Origin of the sequence: Vibrio sp. 10N.222.49.C9 (assembly GCF_041474985.1) — a bacterium.
Taxonomy (GTDB): domain Bacteria; phylum Pseudomonadota; class Gammaproteobacteria; order Enterobacterales; family Vibrionaceae; genus Vibrio; species Vibrio crassostreae_C.
The window spans coordinates 1-25,341 of sequence record NZ_JBFRVD010000059.1; the positions used below are offsets into that span (position 1 = coordinate 1).

Consider the following 25,341-nt stretch of genomic DNA (forward strand, 5'->3'; position numbering starts at 1 on the left):
CCTTAATCCTTATTTGTTAGACGTTTCTTTCAAACTAGCCGTGTGTGGTGATGTGTTCTTGAATCAGATCTAGGAATGGGTCTGCGTACTTATCGAGTTTACGTTGACCGACACCGTTGACTGCCAGCATTTCTCCGTATGAAGTAGGTAGTATTTCAGCCATATCAATCAAGGTCGCGTCACTGAATACCACATATGGTGGCAAGCCATCTTCATCAGCAATCGACTTACGCAGCTTACGCAGTTTCGCAAACAGCTTCTTATCGTAATTCTTGCTGCTTAACTTATCGGACTTAGCATTACGCACCGCTGTATCTAAACGAGGAACAGCCAATTCCAAAGACATCTCACCGCGCAGCAGCGGGCGGGCTTCTTCTGTTAGCTGTAAAGTTGAGTTACGAGTGATGTTCTGGAACAGCAAGCCTTTATGAATCAGCTGACGGAAGATACTGATCCAGTAATCATGACTGTGATCGCGGCCAATACCGTAGGTAGATAGCTTATCGTGACCATTATCGCGGACACGGATGTTCTGCATGCCTCGCATTACTTCGACCACGTAGCCCATACCAAATGACTGATTGACACGGTACACACAAGACAACGCCTTCTGTGCTTCTTGGGTCGCGTCAAAGTGTTTTGGTGGATCTAAGCAGATATCGCAGTTGCCACATTGCTTCTCGCGATATTCGCCAAAATAGTTAAGCAGAACCTGACGACGACACGTTTGCGCTTCAGCAAAGGCACTCATCGCATTCAGCTTGTGCATCTCAACTTGTTTCTGTGGGCCTTCTTCTTTCTCATCTAGCATACGACGCAGCCAACCCATATCAGCCGGGTCAAACAACATCATCGCTTCAGCAGGCAAACCATCACGACCTGCACGGCCTGTCTCTTGATAGTAAGACTCGATATTACGTGGGATATCAAAGTGCACCACGAAACGTACGTTGGGTTTGTTGATGCCCATACCGAAAGCCACAGTCGCGACCACGATCTGAATATCATCGCGTTGAAAGGCTTCTTGAACGTAAGCACGCTCATCGGTGTCCATACCAGCGTGATAACCCGCGGCGCGAATACCGTTATTGCACAGCTTCTCGGTCACCATCTCCACTTTCTTACGGCTACCACAGTAGATGATGCCGCAATTGCCCTTTTGTGTTTCTAGGTAGCGAACCACCTGTGACACGGGTTTGTGCTTCTCAACCAAGTTGTAGCGAATATTGGGGCGATCAAAGCTGCCTAAGTAAGTATGCGGGTCCAGGAGCTGTAGGCGCGAGATAATATCTTTACGCGTCGCATCATCAGCGGTTGCTGTGAGCGCCATGTAAGGCACATGCGGAAAGTACTGTTTAAGCTGGCCTAATGATGCGTATTCAGGGCGGAAGTCGTGACCCCATTGAGAGATACAGTGCGCTTCATCGACTGCAATCATTGAAAGCGGTAAACCCTGAAGACGCTCGATAAAGTCACGCATCAACACGCGCTCTGGCGACACATACACCATTTTCAGCTGACCTGAGTTCATGCGATTGAACACATTCAGCAATTGGTCACGTGGCATTGAAGAGTTAATACACTCAGCAGCAACACCATTGGCCTTCAGTTGATCGACTTGGTCTTTCATCAACGAGATCAGCGGCGAGATAACCAGAGTCAGCCCTTCACGAACCAAAGCAGGGATTTGGTAACACAGAGATTTACCACCACCGGTTGGCATAATCACCAAGCTGTCTTTGCCTTCAACGGCCAAATCAATGACCTCTTGCTGACCATCGCGAAAGCTTTGATAGCCAAACACATCTTGTAAGATGGTTTGCGCATCATTCGCGGGAGTTGGTATTTGCTCAGCAATCAGAGTGGCGGTCATTGTGGTTCCTAATCGAGGTATGAAATCAGCAAGCATCTTCGGCAAGCAAGTCGCACATTGTAGAGGGGAACGCTGGCGAATTAAACCGCAAATTGTTAGGTGAAAAGGGTTATCGCTCCTATACTGACCAACTCTCTTATAAATCTTATTAATAAGCACTCAGTGCTAGAGAAAGATGCATGACACAGGAAGAACAACAACGTACGCGCCAAGGAGTTTTGCTTGCCGTCGGCGCCTACACAATGTGGGGTATCGCCCCTATATATTTCAAATCTTTAAGTGACGTTTCCCCGTTAGAGATCCTCAGCCACCGTGTAGTATGGTCTTTTTTCCTACTCGCTTTCTTACTGCACATTGGCCGCAGCTGGCGTAAAGTCCGCGATACCCTGACCTCAAAACCAAAAATGCTCTATTTGGTAGCGACGTCTATTTTGGTGGGTGCTAACTGGCTGATCTTTATCTGGGCGGTGAACTCCAATCACATGCTCGATGCCAGTTTGGGGTATTACATCAACCCGCTGATTAACGTGTTACTTGGGATGCTCTTCCTTGGCGAACGCTTACGTAAGCTGCAATGGTTTGCTGTGGCTCTGGCTGCGATTGGCGTATTAATCCAATTAATTGCCTTCGGCTCAGTGCCTATCGTCGCCATTGCCCTAGCCTTTAGCTTTGGTTTTTATGGCTTGCTGCGTAAGAAAGTCAGCTTAGAAGCACAAACGGGTCTGTTCATTGAAACTCTGGTGATGCTGCCTCTCGCCGCAACCTACTTACTGTTTATTGCCGATAGCCCGACCTCAAACTTATCGATGAACCCGATGCAACTCAACCTATTACTGGTTGCTGCCGGTGTGATCACCACGGTTCCATTGCTGTGTTTTACTGGCGCTGCAACTCGCTTGAAGCTATCAACACTCGGTTTCTTCCAGTACATCGGTCCAAGCTTGATGTTCTTACTGGCGGTTCTGATCTACGGCGAAGCCTTTACCTCAGATAAAGCGATCACCTTTGCTTTCATATGGGGGGCACTGGTTATTTTCAGCTTTGATGGCCTGCGTAACAACAAGAAGAACAAACGCGCGAAACAGTGATATTGATCGTTTTTTACAAGACAATCCCTTGATACGCAGATAAGCTTGGTTGAATTGATGACTATTTGACCAAGCTTTTTTGTACCATGGATAAAGTCCACTACTACTCTACCCCAACAGAAGATATCAGCCTGATCCAAGCTCAATACCAAGAGTTTGCCTTTCAACGCCACTATCATTTGGACTTTCACATCGGCTTAATTACCCAAGGGCAGCAAAAGTTCGCCTACAAAGGGGCGAGCAACCATGTCGGTGCAGGCCAAGTGGTTATCATGCCACCTGATGAGCTGCATGATGGGCACTCCAAACTCGATTCAGGTTATCAAGTCAGTGTGTTTGCAGTTTCTCCCGAATGGTTTCAAGATCTTGCCGATCCCAAGCAAAATGGTCACACATTAGGCTTTTCTGAGTTGATCCTCTCCGATCAAGCTGCGTTTTTACAATTACGCAACTTACACGGCCTGTTAATCAATCAAAGCATCAGCCAACTCGCTCAAGATTGCTTACCATTCGAGGGGTTCTCAACGATTGTCGATCGTTATGCAAAATTTGGATCGAAGAGTGACATCAAACTGGGTAATCAATCGATTAATACACTCAAAGACTATTTGATGGCGAATTTGGACCAGCCAGTGCGATTAGAACAACTGTCTGAGCTGTGCGGCTTAACCACAACTCAATTCCAACGCCACTTTAAGAACAGAATGGGCATCACCCCTTACGCGTGGCTGAGCCGTTTACGTATGGAACAGAGCATGCGCCTGATTAAATCTGGGATCTGTGGTACTAAAGTCGCGCACCAAGTAGGCTTCTATGATCAAGCACACTTCTCCAAGGCATTCAAAACCACATTCGGCGTACCACCCTCACAAATCAACTAAGTGTTGATAATTTACAATTGCTCGATTTCAAATCGCGGTAAGCTACGCTCAATACGATTACTTATTTAATAATAGCGGCAACGTTATTGAGAACTGACATGAACGAAGTCACCATACTGATCACCCTCGCCTCTATCCATTTCATCGCTTTGATGAGCCCCGGCCCTGACTTTGCGTTAGTCGTGCAAAATGCGACACGCCACGGCAGACAAACAGGCTTGTACATTGCGCTTGGTTTATCTTGCGGGATCTTACTGCATTCGTTGCTCAGCCTGACGGGAATCAGTTACCTAGTCCACCAGCAACCAACCCTATTTGCCATTATCCAGTTGGCTGGCGGTAGCTACTTGCTGTACTTAGGCTACGGTGCACTTAAAGCAACCTGGCAAATCATTCAGAACCACGACGATGACGACGATACCGTCAATGCCAAAGATCTGATTCTGACCAACAAGCGTCAGGCCTTTTCGAAAGGGTTTGCGACCAATATTCTCAACCCAAAAGCTTTGGTGTTCTTTATTAGCTTGATGTCGAGCTTAGTGCCTGCCGACATGTCTCTATCAGGTAAAGGCTTTGCGCTTATTATCTTGTTTGGTCTGTCTCTGTTTTGGTTTTCACTACTGGCGTGGATGCTTTCGACTAAGGCTCTACAGAAGAAACTTAGCGAAGCAACGGTATACATCGATGGCTTATGTGGCGTGGTATTCAGCCTGATTGGCGCGAGTATTCTTTGGCAGTCGCTGTCCGGTTTAATCGCTTAAATTCGAATCAAGATTACAATTCGTTAACAACGCACTGGCTATCTAATCTTTCCGCTGCCAATCTAGCTCTGCATATTAAAAGGAGAAGATCATGCAGTGGAAAACAAAACTAACAACCCTCGCCACTTCTACCCTACTTTTTGCCTCTCACGTCAGTTGGGCAAATCAATCTGCCGATTCCGTCGCACCCGAACAAAGTAGTGGTTTAGAAACCAAACAACTCGTTAAAGCCAACGATTGGATGGTCACCGCAGCCAACCCTCTTGCAACACAAGCCGGTGCTGATGTACTTGCCCGTGGTGGTAACGCAATTGACGCCATGGTTGCCGTGCAGCTTATGCTTGGCTTAGTGGAACCTCAGTCATCAGGTATTGGTGGCGGCGCGTTCCTTGTCTATTTTGATGGCAAAGACAAACAGCTCAAGACCTACGATGGCCGTGAAACTGCGCCACTTGATGCCACCCCACGTCTATTCCAAGACGAAAACGGACAACCGCTTAAATTCTATGATGCCGTGGTTGGCGGTCGTTCTGTTGCCACGCCGGGCACGGTGCAATTGCTGTGGGACACTCACCAGAAATACGGCAAGCTCGAATGGGCATCACTGATTAAACCTATCGCTCAGTTAGCTGAAGAAGGTTTTACTATCAGCCCACGTTTAGCCACCTTGATCGAAAACGACCAAGAACGTCTGAGCCGCTTTGCGACAACTAAAGCCTACTTCTTCAATGCCGATGGCAGCCCGAAAGCCGCTGGCACGCAACTTAAGAACCCTGAATACGCGGCAACGTTACACGCTATCTCGAAGGATGGTGCTAAAGCTTTCTACCAAGGTGAGATTTCTGCCGACATCATTAACACAGTACAAACAGCGAAAGGTAACCCGGGCGTATTGGCACAGAAAGATTTCGACGCCTATTCGATCAAGCAGCGCGAACCGGTTTGTTCTGCTTATGAAAGCTACGATATTTGCGGAATGGGGCCACCAAGTTCAGGTGCGTTAACGGTTGGACAAATCCTTGCAATGACTGAGCAGTTTGACCTCAAATCATGGGGGCCAAACGACGCAAAATCTTGGCAAGTGTTAGCAGACGCTTCTCGCTTAGCCTTTGCAGACCGTGGTATGTACATGGCAGACCAAGATTATGTGCCTATGCCAACCCAAGGGTTAGTGAATACTGACTATTTGCAGGAGCGTGCTCAGTTAATTACCGCAGGTAAGGCATTAGACAGCGCACCTTCAGGCACCCCACCGTGGGATCATGCGATGCAGAGAAGCCAAGATGTTTCTATTGAGTTGCCGTCCACCAGCCACTTCAACATTGTCGATAGTGATGGCAATGTCGTATCGATGACTACCACTATTGAGAATGCCTTTGGCTCACGTTTGATGGTTAGAGGTTTCCTACTCAATAACGAACTAACCGACTTCTCATTCAAGACTCATAACGATGGCAAACCTATCGCGAACCGACTTGAACCGGGTAAGCGCCCACGTTCTTCAATGGCACCGACCATCATCATGCAAGACGATAAACCTTACATGGCAATTGGCTCTCCGGGAGGCAGCCGTATCATCGGTTATGTGGCACAAGCGATCATTGCTCACACCCAATGGGACATGGATATCCAACAAGCGATCAACCAACCACACTTCCTAAATCGCTTCGGTACCTTAGATTTGGAAAAAGGAACATCAGCGGAAAACTTCAAACCTGAGCTAGAAAAGATGGGATTTGAGGTCAACGTTCGCGATCTTAACTCGGGTTTACACGCTATTCGCATCACAAAAGATGGTCTAGAAGGTGCTGCAGACCCTCGTCGTGAAGGTGCTGCCATTGGCCAATAAGGGAAAATACTCCCTTTTTACTCCCTGTCTTGTGCGAGATCTCTCACAAGGCAGTGAGTAAATATCGATATTTAACTGCGAAATTAGGCACCTAGATATTGTAACCACTTGAAATTAAACAATACGTGCATTTATCATTCAAATAATTATATAGAAATTCGCTTATGCACCATTGCTGATAAATAAGGAATCGGTAATATGAATGGTGTCGGAAGGATGCTGACACGGAACAGGAAACGCCAAGGACTTGGTTATCTTCAGGATGAAGATTCGATTACTCAGGATGAATAATCGGCATGGATAGCGAAATGGACATTGAATGGACGCAATAGTAACTAGGATGGTTGCTACTAAGGAAAGACAATGGACACCTCTGGACGAGGAAAGGACTGAACATCAAGATGATGTCAAGGACACCGCTCAAGGAACAAGTGACGCGCGCTAACGAGGATTGTTGGCAGATCAGGATAAGATCAAGGACACCGCTAGGAAGGCGACGAAAGGAATACGCTGAAGGATAACAGCACACTATCATGGATTTGATGCATGGAGCACACTTAGTAGCCGGATTGCTGCGAGTAAGACTATAGACCCCGATGAGCGCAAGCTCTCGGGGTTTTTCTTTATCTGTCGTCCCGCTTTTTCTTCCCCTAAAACAAATAAATCAAAGACCTTTGATTACAATTCTGACATTTAAATAATTCACTTCTTAACCACTTCCGAGTAACGTAAGTCTTACTAGGCTCAACTAGTTTCATAACCATAAGTAAACTAAGGACAAATTCATGTCACACGTTACCTTCAAAGGCGCTGCTGTACCGCTAACTGGCACATTCCCACAAACTGGCGAACAAGCACCAAGCTTTGCACTAACTGCAGGCGATCTTTCTGAACTGACTCTTGCTTCTCTTGCAGGCAAGAAAGTGGTTCTAAACATCTTCCCAAGCATCGACACAGCAACTTGTGCAACGAGCGTACGTACGTTCAACGCAAAAGCGGCAGAGCTTGAGAACACGGTGGTTGTTTGTATTTCTGCTGACCTACCATTTGCTGCAGGTCGCTTCTGCGAACTAGAAGGCATTGAAGGCGTTCAACACGCTTCAACTTTCCGTTCTCCTACATTCGCATCAGACTACGGCGTAGCGATTGCAGAAGGCCCACTAGCAAGCCTAACAACACGTGCAGTTGTCGTTGTTGATGAAAAAGGTGTGGTAACACACAGCGAGTTGGTTGCAGAGATCACTGAAGAACCAAACTACGAAGCGGCACTTGCAGCACTGTAAGATCCCCTCTAGTCAGTAATCTATTGTGATCGCTTAAGGCGGTACGCAATAAAAAGAGCAGCCATTGGCTGCTCTTTTTGTTTTCAATAATGAACGGTTATTAGATGCTGAAGTATTAGATTAAAGCTGCTCTAAACGCGCGTAAGCCGTTACTAACCACTTAATGCCTTCACCGTTAAACGCTACTTGCACTCGACTCTGAGGACCACTTCCTTCGAAGTTGATGATGGTGCCTTCACCAAACTTAGGGTGCTTCACGCGAGAGCCCAAGCTAAAGCCAGTTTCATTGAAGTTCTCTTTCACAGCGGTTTGGCTAAAGCGGCCGCTGCTTGCAGGGCGGCTCACTTGCGCTTTCATACGTACTTCATCCAGACAGGTCTCTGGTAGCTCACGAATAAAGCGTGACGGTTTGTGGTACTTGTCTTGCCCGTACAATCGACGCATCTCTGCGTAAGTGATATAAAGCTTCTCCATCGCACGAGTCATGCCTACGTAACACAGACGACGTTCTTCTTCCAAGCGCCCAGCTTCTTCTGCTGACATCTGGCTTGGGAACATGCCTTCTTCGACACCCACCATGAATACCATTGGGAACTCTAGGCCTTTGGCACTGTGCAGAGTCATTAATTGAACCGCGTCGTCAAACTCATCAGCCTGACCTTCACCCGCCTCTAACGCTGCATGAGTCAAGAAAGCAGTAAGCATGCTCATCTCATCCGCTTCTTCTGGCTTTTCAAACTGACGCGTTGCCGTTACCAATTCTTCCAAGTTCTCAATACGTGCCTTCGACTTCTCACCCTTCTCTTGCTCGTACATCGCAAACAGACCCGACGATTTAATCACGTGGTCGGTTTGTTCATGCAGGCTAAGTTCTAACGTGTCATCTTCAAGCGCATTAATCAGCTCGATAAAGCGACTCAATGCACCCGCAGCACGACCGGGTAGCACTTGCTCCTCTATCAAAGCAACACTGGCTTCCCACATGGTTGCACCACGATCACGAGCGGCAAGACGAATCGTTTCTAACGTTTTATCACCCAAGCCACGCGTTGGCGTATTAACCACACGTTCAAACGCGGCATCATTACTGCGATTACTCATTAAGCGCATGTAGCTCAAGGCATCTCTGATTTCTTGACGCTCGAAGAATCGCATACCGCCGTAGATTCGGTAAGGTAGACCACCTTGAATCAAAGCTTCTTCAAGAACTCGAGATTGGGCGTTATTACGATAAAGCATCGCGGTATCTTCTAACGCACCGCCTTTCTCTTGCCACTCTTTGATTTTGCTAACCGTGAAACGTGCTTCATCTAACTCGTTATAAGCTGAGTACACAGAGATTGGCTCGCCATCGTTGCCATCAGTCCACAGCTCTTTACCCATACGCTCGGTGTTGTTCGAGATAAGCTCGTTCGACGCCTGCAGAATGGTTTTGGTTGAACGGTAGTTTTGTTCAAGTCGAACCGTCGAAGCACCTGGGAATTCATCCAAGAACTTCTGAATATTTTCGATCTTCGCACCACGCCAACCATAGATAGATTGGTCATCATCGCCTACGATCATCACGCGACAATCTGGGCCAGCCATCATGCGAAGCCAAGCGTATTGGATGTTGTTGGTATCTTGGAATTCGTCGACAAGGATATGCTTAAAGCGTGCTTGGTAGTGCTCTCGGATGTGTTTCTTATCGCGTAATAGCTCATGCGATCTCAGCAAGATTTCCGCAAAGTCGACCAAGCCAGCACGGTCACATGCTTCTTGGTAAGCAGAATAGATCTTTAACCACGTTTGAGTTATTGGATCATGGTAGGCGTCAATGTGACTTGGGCGTAATCCCTCGTCTTTCTTACCATTGATCCACCAAGAAGCTTGCTTGGCAGGCCACTGCTTTTCATCAAGGTTTTGCGCCTTGATTAAGCGGCGTAGCAAACGAATCTGATCATCAGAATCAATGATCTGGAAATCTTCTGGCAGTTTTGCATCTAGGTAGTGAGCACGAAGGATGCGGTGACAAATACCGTGGAAGGTGCCGTTCCACATGCCTGACGAACTACCCATCATCAACTCTTCAATACGACCACGCATCTCTGCTGCCGCTTTGTTGGTGAAGGTAACCGACATAATAGAGAACGGTGATGCTTGCTCTACGCTTTGCAGCCAAGCGATACGATGCACCAACACTCGCGTTTTACCACTGCCTGCACCTGCCAGAATAAGTAGGTTTTCTAAAGGTGCCGCGACCGCCTCACGTTGTTTATCGTTTAGGCCATCGAGTAAAAGCGAAGGATCTATCATTGGATATGCTCACTACTGGGTATTTATACATAAAAGTTGATTATAACCTAAACACTAGGCTGCGTTTAGGATAATAAGAAGAAAAAACAATCAAAAATTAACATCATTAATTCAATAACTTAAGAGATGAAACATCATTAATATTGATAATTTTTATAATACCGTGAAATTATTTCCCGGTTGTTCCAATCCTTTTTAGTAAGCAAGTTAACAATCCATTAACCTGCGATATGAAAATACTATTAAGTCCTAGAGGGAATGACTATGAAAAATTCTAATCTTGCTGTTACAGCTGCAATCACAAGTGTACTAGCGTTCGGCGGTGCAGTTCTTACATCAGCACCTGCGGAAGCAGCAGCAAAAGAAAAATGCTACGGCGTGGCAAAAGCTGGCCAAAATGATTGTGCAACCAAAACAAGCTCATGTGCGGGTACCGCAAAAGAAGACAACCAATCCGATGCGTTCGTAGTCGTACCTAAAGGGCTATGTGGCAAATTATCAGGTGGTAACACTCAATCATCATAATTGAGCTGCTTAGTATGGTGAGCTGACATTCAGCTCACCTCCACTTCTTGTTAGGAGAATCGTTGTGACTCAAACTCTTCACCCCTACGCAGGGGTTGGCCTTAGAACACCGCACTTGGACTTCTTTAGCCAAAATCCAGCCTTAGTAAGTTGGTTAGAAGTTCATAGCGAGAACTACTTCTTAGCTCAATCACCGCAACGACAACAACTCAGAGAAATTCGTCACGCACACAACATCAGTTGTCACGGTGTTGGGTTGTCGCTAGGTTCTGTTGAGCGCATCAATCAACATCATCTTGTGCAATTAAAAGAGCTCATTGATGATATCGAACCCTTCTTGGTTTCTGATCATCTCAGTTGGAGTCAGACAGGTGGTCATTACTTCAATGACTTGCTACCGCTGCCTTACACAGAAGAAGCATTGGAAGTCTTCTGTCGTAATGTCATCGAGGTTCAAGACAGCTTGCAACGCCCGATGTTGATTGAGAACCCATCGAGCTACCTATCCTTCAAGCATTCTACTATTCCTGAGTGGGAGTTTTTGGCTGAGGTACAAAAGCGTACTGAGTGTCGCCTACTGCTCGATTTCAATAATATTTTCGTCTCATCTTTTAATCATGGCTTTAGTTGTGAAGAGTACTTAAACGGAATACCAGCAGACAAAGTTGAAGAGATTCACTTGGCAGGTTTTACCAAAAAGAAGCTTGAACAAGGTGAGATCTGGATAGACACACACAGTAAACCTGTCTGTGACGAAGTGTGGAAACTCTACACTGACTGGGTTGCACAACATGGTTTGCGCCATACCTTGATTGAGTGGGATCTCGATATCCCAGAGCCACAAGTTTTATTGGCTGAAGCAACCAAAGCCAGTGATATCTTGTATCAACACGACAAGTTCAACCAAAGGAGTCGCGCCTCATGAGCCACTCCCTAGCAGAGGTTCAATTGGAGTTTGCTAACGCCCTACGCTATCAAAACAATGGTGAGTACTGCGACATAGTGAGCGACCATTTTACCGATGAACAACGCATCCAGATTTACCGTAATAACTTTGTGATCAGCTTGAGCGAAGTTCTGGCAGCAACCTACCCACTCACTGAAATGTTGGTTGGTGAAGAGTGCTTCCAACAGATGGCTCGTCAACATGTCTTACATTATCCATCGACCTCTGGTGATGTCAGTGGTTACGGTGAACACTTTGAACAGACTATCCAAGCCTTTCCTGCCGTTATTGAGGCTGCACCTTATCTCGGTGAAGTGGCTTTGTATGAATGGCAGAAAGATAGCTTGGTAAGGTTTTCGTCACAAGCACATGTCGACCAGAGACCTCTTTCTTGCCTTGCAGATGTACCACAAGAGCAACAAGGCGCTTTAGTCTTTCATCTCAAAGATTCAATAACACTGATTCATTCTAGTTACACGATTATCGCGCTTGAACACGCCATCTATCAGCAGCAACTTGATGGGCTAGACATCAACCAAGCTGAATTTGGGGTGTTAATCCGAGCTGAGAATTCACAGGTTGAGAGCCATAGTTTGAGTGAAGAGAGCCACCAACTCCTCACTGAATTGCAATCAGGTCGAACACTCTCAGCAATCGATCCTTTATTACTACAACATCTGAATACTGTTATGGCGCTAAACGTCATCTCAGGTTTTTCAATCAATGCCGAATTGGAGGCATAACATGGATAACAACACAGTCACGAACATGATGGCTCAATACGACAGTTTGATTGAGAAATCACAGGCACTTTTTGTTCCAGTGCTTCTACTATTTTGTCGCCTTTGGGTGGCGTGGGTATTCTTTAATTCTGGACTCACCAAGATAGCTACTTGGGATAGCACGCTTTACTTGTTTGAATTGGAATACCAAGTGCCACTGCTACCTTGGGAATTGGCTGCTTACATGGGCACTGCCGCTGAGTTAATTCTACCGATGTTTTTAGCGCTCGGTTTATTAACACGACCTATGGCTGCGGTGTTGTTCGTTTTCAATATCATTGCTGTCGTGTCTTACCCTGTATTGTGGGATCAAGGCTTCTACGATCATCAGCTTTGGGGGTTAATGATTCTTATCGTTGTCGTGTGGGGCGCAGGACCATTCTCACTTGATAGAGTTTTGAAAGCGCAGTTCAGGAATTAAAATAAGTTTTCACCTCTTTTGAACTGCTAAAGCTAAATGCTACAGCCCAAACGCAAGAAACCACTCAATTGAGTGGTTTCTTTTTTAACTGGGATAAGCTTACTTATTTAGAAAAGCTTGTAGCTCTTCAGCAGAGATGCCTTGCTCTGCAAGTTCTTTTGCCAATAGCTGAACCTGCTCACCCTTACGAGACTCTACCACACGCTGAAATTGGTAAATGATATCTCGCAAAGTATCGATTGGAACTTGTTTTGCCGCACTGCGAATACGCTCTTCACTTTGGTTGCCTAGCTCTTTAAGCAGTTTACCAAACATGACCTTTTCAGGTGCATCTTCCATTTGTTCTAAGACGCGCGCCATTTCGTAGGTTGTTAATGACATTACAGTATTTTCCGTTGGGGACTAACGTTTCAATGAGTGACAAATATACCATGTTTTAACGTTTCGAAAACCGCCATTTGTATATTTTGTCACCCTTGTAACTTATGCCTTAGCAAACGTCGTGTGCCAAGACTTACCCGCTTTGCTCGCAAGCACTAATAACGCAGGAACAATCAGGAACATTTGCAGAGCAATCATCACTTGCGACGTTAAATCAAGACGTTGCATGGTACCCACAAGAAGCCCTGAACCGCTCATTTGGAACAAGCCAAGCAGCGCAGCAGCTGTACCCGCACGGTCACCGAAAGGTTCTAGAGCTTTACCTGCCGCAGCACCAAGAATCCAAGCAAAGCCAACTGACGATAAGAAGATCGGTAGCATGAACGCGATTGGAGTAGCGTGCTCAGCAAGCACCAACATAATCACACCCGCTAAGCCCAGCGTCGAGATACCAACCACCAGTGCTTTATAGGTACCAAAACGGTCCATAAATTTAGGTGCAGTAAACGCAGCTGCAATGTTGATGGCCGCATTAACACCAAACCAGAAAGTAAACTCTTTCATGGTCAGGCCTAGGTTTTCCATCAACACAACTGGTGCAGAGGTTACATAAGCGAGGATAACCGCCATCGCCATCAGACACAAGGTTGCGTGGAAAAGGAATGATGGTGTTTTCAATACTGACCAGTATCGCTCAAGCTTGAATACCGCAACCTTTTCTGTCGCAGGGTTAGACTCTTTCATTTGGAAGAATAAGATAGTGCCAACAACGACAGCAAAGCCTGCCATAAAGCTAAAGTTCGAGCGCCAACCAAATTGATGTGTTAACCAAGCGCCAAGAATGGGTGCCAAAGCAGGAATAAAACAGATTGCACCATTAAGGTAGCTGATCATACGGCCACTCTTCTCTGGGCCAAATAGATCGCGAACCGTTGCAAAGGCTGCTACAGAAGTCGCACAAGCTCCTAAGCCTTGTAGCAGCCGAGCCATTAGCATCATATCAATCGATTGAGCTGCCCACGCCAAGCAAGCACTCAATGCATAGATACTAACACCTCCCAATGCAACGGTTCGACGTCCTAGCTTATCAGCCAAAGGGCCAGCAAATAATTGCCCGACACCCATGGCGAATAAAAACCAGGTAATCGTATCTTGTGCTAGTGCATGTTCCACGTGAAACGCTGTCGAAATTTGTGGCAGAGCTGGTAGGTAGATATCAATAGCCAGAGGGCTAAATAAAACCAACATTGCCAATAAAGCAACCTGCAGTTTACTAGGGGTTGGAAGCGCGTTAGAAGGCACAAGATTCTCCGAATGAGTTAATTTAGGTGCATAATAACCAACTAAAGATATGAACAAAAATGGCATATACTCATTAGCATTATTCCAAATAGGAAACTCATATGAATATTGAGAAACTATCGCGCCTCGACCTCAATCTATTAGTTTGCTTGCAGGTGCTGATGGAAGAGCTAAGTGTGACTCGCACCGCCCACCGATTGTGCCTAAGCCAGTCAGCGGTTAGTAAGTCATTGGCCAAACTTCGTGAGCAATTTAATGATCCCCTTTTCACGCGAAGTGCTCATGGTCTGCGACCAACACCAAAGGCGGTCTTTCTCAAACCTCGATTAGAAACGCTGATCAACCAACTTGATGTGCTCACCCAACCAGAGACCTTCATTCCCAACAACAGTGACCACAGTTTTCACATTGCGGCTGTTGAGAGCGTTTACCCACTTATTCTTCCCCACTTTTTACCAGCGATATTTCGACAAGCCCCTAAGGTGAATATCAACACCCACGCTTGGACGGAGCAAACCTTTAAGAAGCTGCAGCTCGGTGAGCTCGATATCGGACTCACAGGTAAAGACATCGACATCAACGACGCACGTTTAACTATGCTGCCGCCAGATGATATTTGCGAGCAAGAGATCTACCGTGACGCGCAGATGTGTGTGCTAAGACGCAACCACCCCGCTCTGAATGGCAAATGGGATCTGGAAACCTACCTTGCACAGCGTCATGTACAAGTAAGATGTGATGGTAACGATCGTTGGCTGCTCGACTATAAGCTTGCCGACCTTGGTCACCAACGTGATATCGCTATTTCTGTTCCAGACTTCAATAGCGCCGCAAGCCTATGTACCTACACCGACTTTGTGTTTACTGCACCAAGCCACTTTACTTACCTCGTCGCCAAGCAACTCGACTTAGTGGTTGTCCCTTTACCGATGGAATTCCCACCGATGGCATACACTCTGTTTTGGCACCGTGACAGAGAAAATGACCCAGCGTTAACTTGGCTACGAGATATCATCAAAGAAAAAACTCTGCACCTTAGATAAAAATGGCGTACAGCGTTTGCAGCAAACGAACAAAAGCGCTAGCTTATTGACCTAATAAGTCCCCTCGCATGTATATCGACTGTGAGTGTTAACAAGGACCCGAACAATAAGGATAAACACAGATGCACAATATCACTGCTGAACGCGTTGCTGCGGTTCGAGCTTGGCTTGAAACAAACAACCTAGATGCCGTTATCATTCCACATGAAGACGAATATCTAGGTGAATACGTTCCTGCTCATAACGAGCGACTTCACTGGTTAACAGGTTTCACTGGCTCTGCTGGTGCGGCAGTTATCACTCGTGAGAACGCTGCTATTTTTGTTGATGGTCGCTACACGGTTCAGGTTCGTAAGCAGGTACCAGCAGAGTTATTTGAGTATCGCCACCTTATTGAAGAGCCGGCTTTAGATTGGATCACCAGTTCTCTAGCACAAGGCAGCAAGGTTGCATTCGACCCACGCATGCACACTGCTGCTTGGTTGAAAGGCGCTCAAGCTAAACTGGCAGAGAAAGTTGAACTAACAACACTATCTTCGAATCCAATTGATGAGCTTTGGTCTGATCGTCCTGAGCCGGTGGTATCTGATGTTCGCTTAATGGCAACAGACGCAGTAGGCCAATCAAGTGAAAGCAAACGTGCGGAGATTGCTGGCTTACTAAAAGCCAAAGGTGCTGATGCCGCTATCCTTACGGAACTCGATTCGATCTGTTGGTTGCTTAACATTCGCGGCTTGGACGTATCTCGCCTACCTGTTGTGTTATCCAATGCGATCATCCACGCCGATGAAAGCGTCGACTTCTTCCTAGACCCAGCTCGTATTCCTACGGGCTTTGAAGCACACGTTGGCAATGGTATTCGCGTATCTCACCCATCAGAGCTTGAAGCACGCCTTCAATCTTTGGAAGGCAAAAATGTATCTGTCGATTCAGGTACCAGTAACGCTTGGTACACGCTGGTTCTACAAAACTCTGGTGCTCATATCATTGAAGCAGCAGACCCATGCCTAATGCCAAAAGCAGCAAAGAATGAAACTGAAATTGCCGGCATGAAAGCGTGTCACATTCGTGATGGTGTTGCGATGGCGAAGTTCCTATCTTGGATTGATGCAGAAGTCACGCAAGGTAATCTGCACAATGAAGCTGTGCTAGCAGACAAAGTTCAATCATTCCGCGAACAAGACCCAACGCTGATGGACCTAAGTTTTGACACGATTTCAGCAGCAGGCGGCAACGCAGCAATGTGTCACTACAACCACGAGAACCAACCTGAACCAGGTCAGTTAGAGATGAATACTCTTTACCTAGTCGATTCAGGCGGTCAGTACCTAGATGGTACAACCGACATCACTCGAACTATCGCGATTGGCCAGCCAAGCGACGAAATGATCCAGCAGTTCACGTTAGCGCTTAAAGGTCACATCGGTATCGCGCGTGCACGTTTCCCGCAGGGTACTCGTGGTTTCCAACTTGATATTCTAGCTCGCCAACACTTATGGGCAGAAGGCTTCGACTACGACCACGGTACTGGTCACGGTGTTGGTCATTTCCTAAGTGTTCATGAAGGTCCGCAAAGCATCTCTAAGAAGCTAATCGATGTACCTCTTGTTGAAGGCATGGTGTTATCAAACGAGCCGGGTTACTACCGTGCAGATGAATTTGGTATCCGTATCGAAAACCTAGAACTGGTGGTTGAGCTGCCAACTCAAGGTGACTTCTCAGTACTAACGTTTGAGTCGCTAACACGTTGCCCTATCGATAAGCGCAACATCAACGTCGATTTACTGACACGACCTGAACTTGCATGGCTTAATGATTACCACCAGAAAGTATGGAACGATGTTAGCCCATTAGTTGAAGGTGATACATTGGAATGGTTACGCCAATCAACCACTCCACTTGCTCATGCTTAATGCTTAGCTAATTCAAACTTAATGAAATGAAAAACGGCCACCTTAGGGTAGCCGTTTTTATTTGTCGATTTAACTTCGTCGATGTTTCACGTGGAACATAAATCTGCGTGTTCGCTAACCAGAGTAAGCACTGTGCCAGTCTCGCCACACAGGATCAAAACCACGTTGACGAATCATTGACTCAACATCGGCAGCACTTCGCTCATCACTTATTTCAAATTGCTCGAGTTCTTCTTCATCAGAAGCATAACCACCAGGCTGGGTTTTAGACGCAGCCGACATACTGGTGATTCCCAATGGCAACACATTGTCACGGAAAGCTGCAGACTCACGAGTCGAGAGAGACAATTCAACCTCAGGGTTTAATAAACGATACGCACAGATAAGTTGAACCAACTGTTTATCACTCATAATCGATTTAGGCTGCAAACCACCCTCACACGGACGAAGACGTGGGAATGAAATCGAGTAACGTGTTTGCCAATAAGTACGCTCAAGATAGTCTAAGTGAGCGGCCACGAAGAAACAGTCGGTACGCCAATCTTCCAAGCCAATCAAAGCGCCAATACCTATCTTATCAATACCCGCTTTTGCCAAACGATCGGGCGTTTCGAGCCGGTATTCAAAATCCATTTTATTGCCACGCAAGTGGTGTTCCGCGTAGGTACTTGGGCTATACGTTTCTTGGTAAACCATCACCGCATCTAAGCCGAGAGTTTTAAGCTCTGCGTAGTCATCTTGATCAAGCGGCTGCACTTCCATCGCAAGATAGTTAAATTGTGCCTTAATATTCGGTAGCACTTCACGGAAGTACTTCATCCCGACCTTGGTTTCATGTTCACCAGTCACCAACAATACACTATCAAACTTCATCTTTTTGATAGCGGCACTTTCAGCATCGATTTCATCTAAAGTAAGTGTGCGACGCTTAATGCGGTTCTCCATTGAGAAACCACAATACGTGCACGCATTCGCACATAAGTTTGAGAGGTACAATGGAATATACAACGACATTGTATTGCCGAATCGCTTGCGTGTGAGTGCCAACGATTGTTGCGCCATCTGCTCTAAGTAAGGTTCTGCTGCCGGAGAGATAAGAGCCTTAAAGTCTTCCAAGTCGCGTTTAGGTTTACTCAGAGCGCGCTCAACATCCGCTGCCGTTTTACTGAAGATGGACATACCAATGTCATCCCAGTTGAGCTGTTTAAATCGATCAACAAACGTCATAAGGACACTACTCGTCTAGGAATGAAGTTAGCGGACTAGAAGCAACCGCATGAGACACCTGTCCAGCAAGACCAGAAAGGTAAGCCATACGGCCAGCTTCAACTGCCAGTTTAAAAGCAATCGCCATATCAACGGGTTGTTGAGAAGCCGCAATTGCAGTATTAACTAACACGGCATCCGCGCCCATTTCCATTGCACGAGCAGCATGAGATGGCGCACCAATACCAGCGTCAACAATCACAGGGACGTTCGCTTGGTCGATAATGATCTCTAAGAAGTCTGCCGAAGCGATACCTTTGTTCGACCCAATCGGCGCACCTAGCGGCATAACCGCAGCACAACCCACCTCTTCCAATCGTTTACACAACACTGGGTCAGCATGACAGTAAGGCAACACAACAAAGCCATCTTTAACCAGTTGCTCAGCCGCTTTTAATGTCTCAATTGGGTCTGGCATCAAGTACTTTGGATCAGGGTGAATTTCCAGTTTGAGCCAGTTTGTGCCTAGCGCTTCGCGAGCCAAATGCGCAGCAAAGATGGCATCCTTCGCGTTCTTCGCCCCGGAGGTATTTGGTAACAAGTTCACGCCAGCATCAATGATGGGCTGTAAAATATCATCTTGCTCAGAGCGAATATCAACTCTCTTCAACGCCATGGTTGCCAGTTGAGAACCGGAAGCTTCGATAGCACTCGCCATTAAATGTTTATTCGCGAACTTGCCCGTTCCAGTAAAGAGTCGTGATTGAAATGTTTTATCTGCGATAGTTAACATAGTTAGCCTCCTGCAATAGCTTGGAAAAGAGAAATAGCATCGCCTTCATTGACGACCCTTTGTTGCCACTGACTACGCGGGACAACCGCATTATTGATAGCAAAGACACAACCCAGATCGGGTAGTGAAAGCGCTTGGATGATATCCGCTAGAGACGACGATTGTGCAACCTGTTCTGGTTGCTCATTGATAGAGATCGTTATGTTGCTCATTGGGTTTCTTCTTCTAAATAGTTAACTGTAGATGTGCAGCAAACGGGGCATTCACTATCTTGAGTGACACTTAAGTTTTGCCAGTTCATCGTCTGACCATCAAACAGTTTGAGCTGATGTGTTGCAACCTGGAACTCGCCAGTGCTAATACGTTGAATCACTGCCAGTGCTTGGAGGTTGCCTATGGTGCCAACAACTGGGCCGATGATGCCGCTATCGCTACAACGTGTCGTTTGTGGATGATGACTGAACGGGAACAAACAGTGATAGCACCCTTTCTGCATCTGATAATCAAAGACAATAAACTGACCTTTCCATCCGATCGCAGAACCAGAAACCAAAGGTGTCTTGCTACCAAAACATGCTTGGTTAACCTGCTGACGTGACTCAAAGTTGTCAGTACAATCCAACACCAAATCAGCGAGCATCACCTCAAGCTCAAGCTGGCTCTGAGTCATTCGCCTATTGATGGTTCTCACTTGGTTTCGACCATTAAGCTCAGTCAGTTTTTGCTTCAGAGCTTCGACCTTAGGCGAACCTAACTGGCTTTCCTTGAACGCAACTTGTCGTTGAAGGTTAGACGAGTCCACACAATCATCATCAACTAATACGATTTTCCCGATACCGGAAGCCGCAAGATAGAGAGCCGCAGCATTGCCTAAGCCACCACAACCGATGACCAATACATGGCTATCTAATAGATTGCGTTGCCCTTGCTCACCCACTTCAGGAAGTGCGAGTTGTCGTTGATAACGAATGAATTCGAAATCATTCAGCATGACTTAGCTCCTGAGTTACCTCTTTAGCAACACCTGAAGAACGGTCAGCCATTAATGCTTCGAAGAACTCAATCACTTGTTTTGGGTCTTCGGCTAACGTAATCGCACGTACAACAGCAAGGCTCGATACCCCACAACTCCACACCTGTGCGGCCGTCGACTGGTCAATTCCACCAATCGCAACTGTCGGATAACCGGTGAGTTCTTCTGTGTATGGGATAGTATCAATCAGCTGCTGATAGAGAGATAAACGCACAAGTCCTTGAGGCTTCGATGGCATCTGCTTAGTGGTGGTTGGGAATATATGCCCCAGCGCAATATAGCTTGGGTTGATTTGCACAATGCGTAGCAACTCGTAATAACCATGAGTCGATAGACCGATCTTAATACCAGCTTGGCTCAGTTGAGATAGGTTGGATTCTTCGATGTCCTCTTGCCCCAAATGAACACCAAAAGCATCATGCTTAAGTGCCAATTGCCAATAGTCATTGATAAAAACCTGAGCGTTGTGCTCTCTACCGAGTTCGATAGATCGCGCGATTTGTTGTTCTAAATCTGCTTGCTGTGGGTTCTTAATACGCAGTTGAACTGTGTTAATTCCAAGCTTGAGCAGCCTTTCGATCCACTCAACATCATCAACCACTGGGTATAGTCCTAGGCTACTCTTACTCAATTCCGGGAACGACAGTGATGTTCCTTGGTGCGCCCAACCAACACTAATATCCAGTCGCTCATCTTCGAGAACGGGAATAGGAAAGTTTTGATAGTTTGCTGGCCATGTTCCACGTGAAACACTAGATGCTGCGCGAGCTAAAACCAGTGCATCTTCTAATGGGAATTCCAACGCCAACAAAGTAAGTAACCAAGCAAAGTGGCCACGACTATCTAACTCCTGATGAGCTGGAGTTTCACTCTTGATAGCACGATTAGAATCTAGCTGTGACCAGATATCCAATGCAGCTGAGTCATCTAAGACACCGATATAGATGGTATTCGGAGTTTGTGCCAAGGCATCGCGGACACCAGCTAGCGCCACTGAATGACTGTAATAAACGATATGATCAAGCTCACTTGAGCGACACTCCGCCAATGAATCAACATCATGAGCAAAACCAATAGATAACGCTTGCTGAGCATCAACGATAGAGAAGCATTGAGTTGGGCTTACACCCAACTCAACTGCATCGGTTGCCAAGCCTTGTCGCTTAGCAACCAATAGACAGCTTTGCACCTCTCCCGTTAGCTCAATATTTTGAGATGGGATAAGAATCTTCACTGTCATTATTCCTCTAATTGAGCTTCTTTTGCGCCTACTGCTGGGTGATAAAGTTCAGAGCCAGTATCACGGAACTCTTGTGATTTCTGACGCATCCCTTCCAACGGATTATCAAGCATCTTAATCTCGATAGCCTGATCAGCAGCAACTTGTTCAGTGTCTTTCGCGTACTCTCGAACTTCTTGAGAGATCTTCATTGAACAGAATTTAGGTCCACACATAGAGCAGAAGTGAGCAACCTTGCCCGATTCTTGTGGCAGGGTTTCATCGTGGAAAGAACGGGCTGTTTCTGGATCTAAAGCTAGATTAAATTGGTCTTCCCAACGGAATTCAAAACGAGCTTTAGATAATGCATTATCTCGGATTTGTGCGCCCGGATGCCCTTTTGCCAAGTCTGCTGCATGTGCTGCCAGCTTGTAAGTAATCAAGCCAGTCTTCACATCTTCTTTATTTGGTAAGCCCAAATGCTCTTTAGGTGTTACATAACAAAGCATCGCACAGCCGTACCAACCAATCATCGCCGCGCCAATACCAGAGGTAATGTGGTCATAACCCGGTGCAATATCAGTGGTCAGCGGGCCTAACGTATAGAAAGGCGCTTCATGGCAGTGCTCTAACTGCTCATCCATGTTCTCTTTAATAAGATGCATAGGTACATGTCCAGGACCTTCAATGATCACCTGAACATCGTATTCCCAAGCCACTTTAGTTAACTCACCTAGAGTACGTAACTCCGAGAACTGAGCCTCATCATTGGCATCTGCAATAGAGCCAGGACGTAGGCCGTCACCTAGTGACAAAGCCACATCGTACTTCGCACAGATCTCACAGATCTCGCGGAAGTGTGTGTATAGGAAGCTTTCTTGGTGATGTGCAAGACACCATTTCGCGATAATAGAGCCACCACGAGAAACAATACCTGTCACACGCTTAGCCGTCATAGGAACATAACGAAGAAGCAAACCAGCATGGATAGTGAAGTAATCAACGCCCTGCTCCGCTTGTTCAATCAAAGTATCGCGCATCACTTCCCAGTTAAGGTCTTCGGCTACGCCATTCACTTTCTCAAGCGCCTGATACATAGGAACCGTACCAATCGGCACTGGGCTATTACGTAGGATCCATTCACGAGTCTCGTGGATATTACGGCCAGTAGAAAGGTCCATCACGGTATCTCCACCCCAACGAGTTGACCATACTAGCTTCTCAACTTCTTCTTCAATCGAAGAACTTACTGAAGAGTTACCGATATTGGCGTTCACTTTCACTAAGAAGTTTCGTCCAATAATCATCGGCTCGGATTCAGGATGGTTAATGTTCGACGGAATGATAGCTCGGCCTTCAGCGACTTCTTTACGCACGAACTCAGGGGTGATTTCTTTCGGCAGGTTTGCGCCAAAATTATGGCCAGGGTGTTGGTGGTTTAGCTGCTCATCAGCAAATTTCTGACGTCCCATGTTCTCACGTATCGCAATGTACTCCATCTCAGGAGTGATAATTCCCTGACGAGCATAGTGCAACTGAGTAACACATTGATCGCCAGTCGCGCGACGAATTCTAGGCAGATTACCGTAACGAAGGTCGTCTAGAGTTTCATCTTCTAAACGCTCTTTGGTATAAACAGAACTTACATCGTCTAATAGTTCTGTATCACCACGATCTTCAATCCATTGCTCTCGTAACTTAGGAAGGCCACTGTAAAGGTCAATTTCGTGCGTAGGGTCAGTATAAACACCAGAAGTGTCGTATACATGAATTGGTGCATTAGGTTCGAATACAGGCTCTTTTTTGGTACCACCAACAAGGCTATCTGCTAGTGATATTTCTCGGACAGGGACTTGAATGTCCTCGCGAGATCCTTGGATATAAGCTTTTTTTGAATTTGGATAAGGTTGTACGGATAAAGAATCAATGAAATTCTTCGCTTCCAGTCTTGCTTGTTTACGACTCGACATAGCATTTTTCCTTGGCTTTTAGCCATTATTTATAGGGATAAAAATGCTTGACGGATAAGATGCTACAAGAGGGATCACAGCAAGAAAATGCAGTTGTGATCTGGAGATAGATCTCTAGAAGGATTCTAGTTAGATATCTACTCTTGTTCCCTTCGCAGGTATTAGCCTGATCAGGTTCAACGGATCCCGAGTTAACGGTCTCAGCCATATGGCACTCCGACAAGTACGATCGAGTATATAAAAACGGCTTGGATAAACCAAGCCGAGTTGTTAACAAATCGTAAGAAAGTTTTATGACTTTATCAAAAGTTGGAAGCCGATCCATGCGGCTGAAATACTAAGAACCACATTGAGCAGTACATTGAGTCCCATCTTGAAGAACGCGCCCTGCTGCATAAGAAGCACGTTATCCATCGAAAACGTAGAAAATGTCGTCAGGGCTCCAAGGAAACCAAGACCGATAATTTGTCTCCACGGCTCCGTCGCAACCATCTCATTTTCAAACGCGGCGATGAGCAACCCCATAATCAAAGAGCCAATCACGTTAACGGTCAGCGTACCGTAAGGAAAACCACGCCCTAACATCACAACGCATAACTCTGAAATCAAGTAACGTGAACAAGCACCAAACGCGCCACCGATGGCGATAAAACCTAAAATAGATAACTGACCCATGAATCCTCCCAAACAATAATCCCTATATTCTAGCTTTAACGCCGATAAAAGCGAGGGTAGAAACTAAGAATGCACGCTCAAATATTAAACGTTACAGGTGTCACTTAACTTCAATATATCCCATCAAACCCGTTTTCATGTGTTCGATAACATGACAGTGGTACATCCAGCGCCCAGGGTTGTCGGCAACAAATGCGGCTTTCGCTCGACCATTCTTTCCAAGTAACACAGTATCGGTATGGAAAGGTTCTGCAACTTTCTTCCCATCAAGTTCGAGTACTGTAAAGGTATGTCCGTGAATATGGATCGGATGATGATATTGAGTGACGTTCTTAAGATCGAATATATAGGTTTTACCCAATTCTAAAGTCGCCAACGGTTCAGGGATATTATCTTTGCTCATCCCCTCCCATGCTCATTTATTAGTTAGCCAAAACTTAGGCATAGATTTTCCATCTTTAGATACTGGAGAAACCGCCCCTTCCCATTCAAATAAAAAGTCGATTTCTTCTGCATTAGCCAAATCTAAATTGGGCACAGGATTAAGGGGTAAAGAAGGCAGAGAGCGATTCTCAACAAGGGTTGAATCTACAACCTCGAACTCACACAAAGAGAAAGGAAAGCGTCCTTTCATTTGAAGGACGCTAACTCGCCCACCGGCTTTGGGTGCTATCAGTCCAATATCCACTCGCATCCCTGGACCAATTTTATGTTGCGTCAGCTTATAAGGTGTTTTTACAGGGTTACCATCAATGGCAATCACCCATGCCTCAGCCCCTTCGACAGCTATAGGGTAAGTGATCGTATTGTCGACATTAGCGATACGTAGCCTGGTTGTTGCATGTTGTTTTAACTCATAGACAGGCTCATGTATTCCATTAACGCTACTCCACTCTCCTGGCGTACCCATACGAGCACTGAGTCGTGGGATCATTAGATCTTTCCATTGGCCTTTCTTATCTATATGCCAATGTTTAAGCATCAGTGCGTGCTCTTCATCAAACGGCACTGGAATGCTCTCCTCAACGATAATTAGACCAACCAAGCCCATACCAAGCTGCTTAACGCTGTTCATATGTGGGTGATACCAATTAAAGTAAAA

General features: G+C 46.1%; 22 protein-coding genes, 1 pseudogene and 1 riboswitch. Of the genes and pseudogenes, 11 read left to right on the forward strand and 12 right to left on the reverse strand.

All coding sequences use genetic code 11. From position 1 onward, the window contains the following. Window positions 1-34: 34 nt before the first annotated feature. Entirely contained in the window at window positions 35-1,873 is a 1,839-nt protein-coding gene (gene recQ, locus AB4585_RS20365) for an ATP-dependent DNA helicase RecQ (protein ID WP_017065746.1), read from the reverse strand. A gap of 179 nt (window positions 1,874-2,052) precedes the next feature. On the opposite strand from recQ, the gene rarD reads away from it, so the two are divergent. The 5 genes from rarD to tpx all read left to right on the forward strand — a co-directional run bounded on the left by rarD (window position 2,053) and on the right by tpx (window position 7,735). Beyond that, window positions 2,053-2,961 carry an EamA family transporter RarD gene (gene rarD / locus AB4585_RS20370; RefSeq protein ID WP_017061330.1) on the forward strand — a complete coding sequence of 303 codons (909 nt, stop codon included), beginning with the start codon at window positions 2,053-2,055 and terminating at the stop codon, window positions 2,959-2,961. An 86-nt stretch (window positions 2,962-3,047) separates the two neighbouring features. Continuing rightward, window positions 3,048-3,842, forward strand: a complete 795-nt coding sequence (locus AB4585_RS20375) for an AraC family transcriptional regulator (RefSeq protein ID WP_372155547.1) — start codon at window positions 3,048-3,050, stop codon at window positions 3,840-3,842. A gap of 98 nt (window positions 3,843-3,940) precedes the next feature. Next, a complete protein-coding gene (locus tag AB4585_RS20380) occupies window positions 3,941-4,603 on the forward strand; it encodes a LysE family translocator (protein ID WP_017061328.1) in 663 nt (220 codons plus the stop codon). A 91-nt stretch (window positions 4,604-4,694) separates the two neighbouring features. Further along, window positions 4,695-6,452, forward strand: a complete 1,758-nt coding sequence (ggt, locus tag AB4585_RS20385) for a gamma-glutamyltransferase (protein ID WP_372155548.1) — start codon at window positions 4,695-4,697, stop codon at window positions 6,450-6,452. A gap of 785 nt (window positions 6,453-7,237) precedes the next feature. After that, window positions 7,238-7,735 carry a thiol peroxidase gene (tpx, locus tag AB4585_RS20390; RefSeq protein ID WP_017065742.1) on the forward strand — a complete coding sequence of 166 codons (498 nt, stop codon included), beginning with the start codon at window positions 7,238-7,240 and terminating at the stop codon, window positions 7,733-7,735. Between the two features lie 120 nt (window positions 7,736-7,855). On the opposite strand, the gene uvrD is transcribed toward tpx, so the two are convergent. Next, window positions 7,856-10,030, reverse strand: a complete 2,175-nt coding sequence (gene uvrD / locus AB4585_RS20395; RefSeq protein ID WP_017061325.1) for a DNA helicase II — start codon at window positions 10,028-10,030, stop codon at window positions 7,856-7,858. Window positions 10,031-10,294: 264 nt separating this feature from the next. On the opposite strand from uvrD, the gene AB4585_RS20400 reads away from it, so the two are divergent. The 4 genes from AB4585_RS20400 (at window position 10,295) to AB4585_RS20415 (ending at window position 12,704) form a co-directional block, all read left to right on the forward strand. Next, window positions 10,295-10,555: a DUF2282 domain-containing protein gene (locus AB4585_RS20400; RefSeq protein ID WP_004736650.1), complete on the forward strand. Its 261-nt coding sequence runs from the start codon at window positions 10,295-10,297 to the stop codon at window positions 10,553-10,555. Window positions 10,556-10,619: 64 nt separating this feature from the next. After that, on the forward strand, window positions 10,620-11,480 hold the full coding sequence (locus tag AB4585_RS20405; protein WP_017061324.1) for a DUF692 domain-containing protein: 861 nt from the start codon (window positions 10,620-10,622) through the stop codon (window positions 11,478-11,480). Then, the gene (locus AB4585_RS20410) at window positions 11,477-12,244 is read left to right on the forward strand and encodes a DNA-binding domain-containing protein (protein WP_017061323.1); all 768 of its coding nucleotides are present in this window, start codon (window positions 11,477-11,479) and stop codon (window positions 12,242-12,244) included. Before AB4585_RS20405 ends, AB4585_RS20410 begins: the two co-directional genes overlap by 4 nt. Window position 12,245: 1 nt before the next feature. After that, a complete protein-coding gene (locus AB4585_RS20415; protein WP_017061322.1) occupies window positions 12,246-12,704 on the forward strand; it encodes a DoxX family protein in 459 nt (152 codons plus the stop codon). A gap of 99 nt (window positions 12,705-12,803) precedes the next feature. Here AB4585_RS20415 and AB4585_RS20420 read toward each other — a convergent pair whose 3' ends face one another. After that, on the reverse strand, window positions 12,804-13,085 hold the full coding sequence (locus AB4585_RS20420; protein WP_009848181.1) for a hypothetical protein: 282 nt from the start codon (window positions 13,083-13,085) through the stop codon (window positions 12,804-12,806). Between the two features lie 102 nt (window positions 13,086-13,187). Next, window positions 13,188-14,387, reverse strand: a complete 1,200-nt coding sequence (locus AB4585_RS20425) for a multidrug effflux MFS transporter (protein ID WP_029235524.1) — start codon at window positions 14,385-14,387, stop codon at window positions 13,188-13,190. Between the two features lie 101 nt (window positions 14,388-14,488). On the opposite strand from AB4585_RS20425, the gene AB4585_RS20430 reads away from it, so the two are divergent. Further along, window positions 14,489-15,430, forward strand: a complete 942-nt coding sequence (locus AB4585_RS20430; protein ID WP_017061320.1) for a LysR substrate-binding domain-containing protein — start codon at window positions 14,489-14,491, stop codon at window positions 15,428-15,430. 122 nt (window positions 15,431-15,552) lie between these two features. Further along, window positions 15,553-17,343, forward strand: a complete 1,791-nt coding sequence (locus tag AB4585_RS20435) for an aminopeptidase P family protein (RefSeq protein ID WP_102393433.1) — start codon at window positions 15,553-15,555, stop codon at window positions 17,341-17,343. Between the two features lie 114 nt (window positions 17,344-17,457). On the opposite strand, the gene thiH is transcribed toward AB4585_RS20435, so the two are convergent. The 8 genes and pseudogenes from thiH to AB4585_RS20475 form a co-directional block, all read right to left on the reverse strand. Further along, window positions 17,458-18,570, reverse strand: a complete 1,113-nt coding sequence (thiH, locus tag AB4585_RS20440; RefSeq protein ID WP_017061318.1) for a 2-iminoacetate synthase ThiH — start codon at window positions 18,568-18,570, stop codon at window positions 17,458-17,460. 7 nt (window positions 18,571-18,577) lie between these two features. Next, the gene (locus AB4585_RS20445) at window positions 18,578-19,342 is read right to left on the reverse strand and encodes a thiazole synthase (protein WP_017067772.1); all 765 of its coding nucleotides are present in this window, start codon (window positions 19,340-19,342) and stop codon (window positions 18,578-18,580) included. A gap of 2 nt (window positions 19,343-19,344) precedes the next feature. Continuing rightward, complete coding sequence (thiS, locus tag AB4585_RS20450; protein WP_017061316.1) at window positions 19,345-19,554, reverse strand: sulfur carrier protein ThiS; 210 nt, start codon at window positions 19,552-19,554, stop codon at window positions 19,345-19,347. Further along, complete coding sequence (locus tag AB4585_RS20455; RefSeq protein WP_372170752.1) at window positions 19,551-20,333, reverse strand: ThiF family adenylyltransferase; 783 nt, start codon at window positions 20,331-20,333, stop codon at window positions 19,551-19,553. The genes thiS and AB4585_RS20455 overlap by 4 nt, the downstream gene beginning before the upstream one ends. Continuing rightward, window positions 20,323-21,615 (reverse strand): thiamine phosphate synthase, encoded by a 1,293-nt coding sequence (locus tag AB4585_RS20460; RefSeq protein WP_372155552.1) that lies wholly within the window; start codon window positions 21,613-21,615, stop codon window positions 20,323-20,325. The genes AB4585_RS20455 and AB4585_RS20460 overlap by 11 nt, the downstream gene beginning before the upstream one ends. Beyond that, on the reverse strand, window positions 21,615-23,564 hold the full coding sequence (thiC, locus tag AB4585_RS20465) for a phosphomethylpyrimidine synthase ThiC (protein ID WP_372155553.1): 1,950 nt from the start codon (window positions 23,562-23,564) through the stop codon (window positions 21,615-21,617). Before thiC ends, AB4585_RS20460 begins: the two co-directional genes overlap by 1 nt. Before the next feature lie 130 nt (window positions 23,565-23,694). Further along, a riboswitch (TPP riboswitch) is annotated at window positions 23,695-23,793 on the reverse strand. Window positions 23,794-23,855: 62 nt separating this feature from the next. Next, window positions 23,856-24,239, reverse strand: coding sequence for a fluoride efflux transporter CrcB (gene crcB / locus AB4585_RS20470; protein WP_004736665.1), 384 nt, complete (start codon window positions 24,237-24,239; stop codon window positions 23,856-23,858). A 100-nt stretch (window positions 24,240-24,339) separates the two neighbouring features. Next, window positions 24,340-25,341, reverse strand: a pseudogene (locus AB4585_RS20475) (multicopper oxidase family protein); the annotation flags it as partial.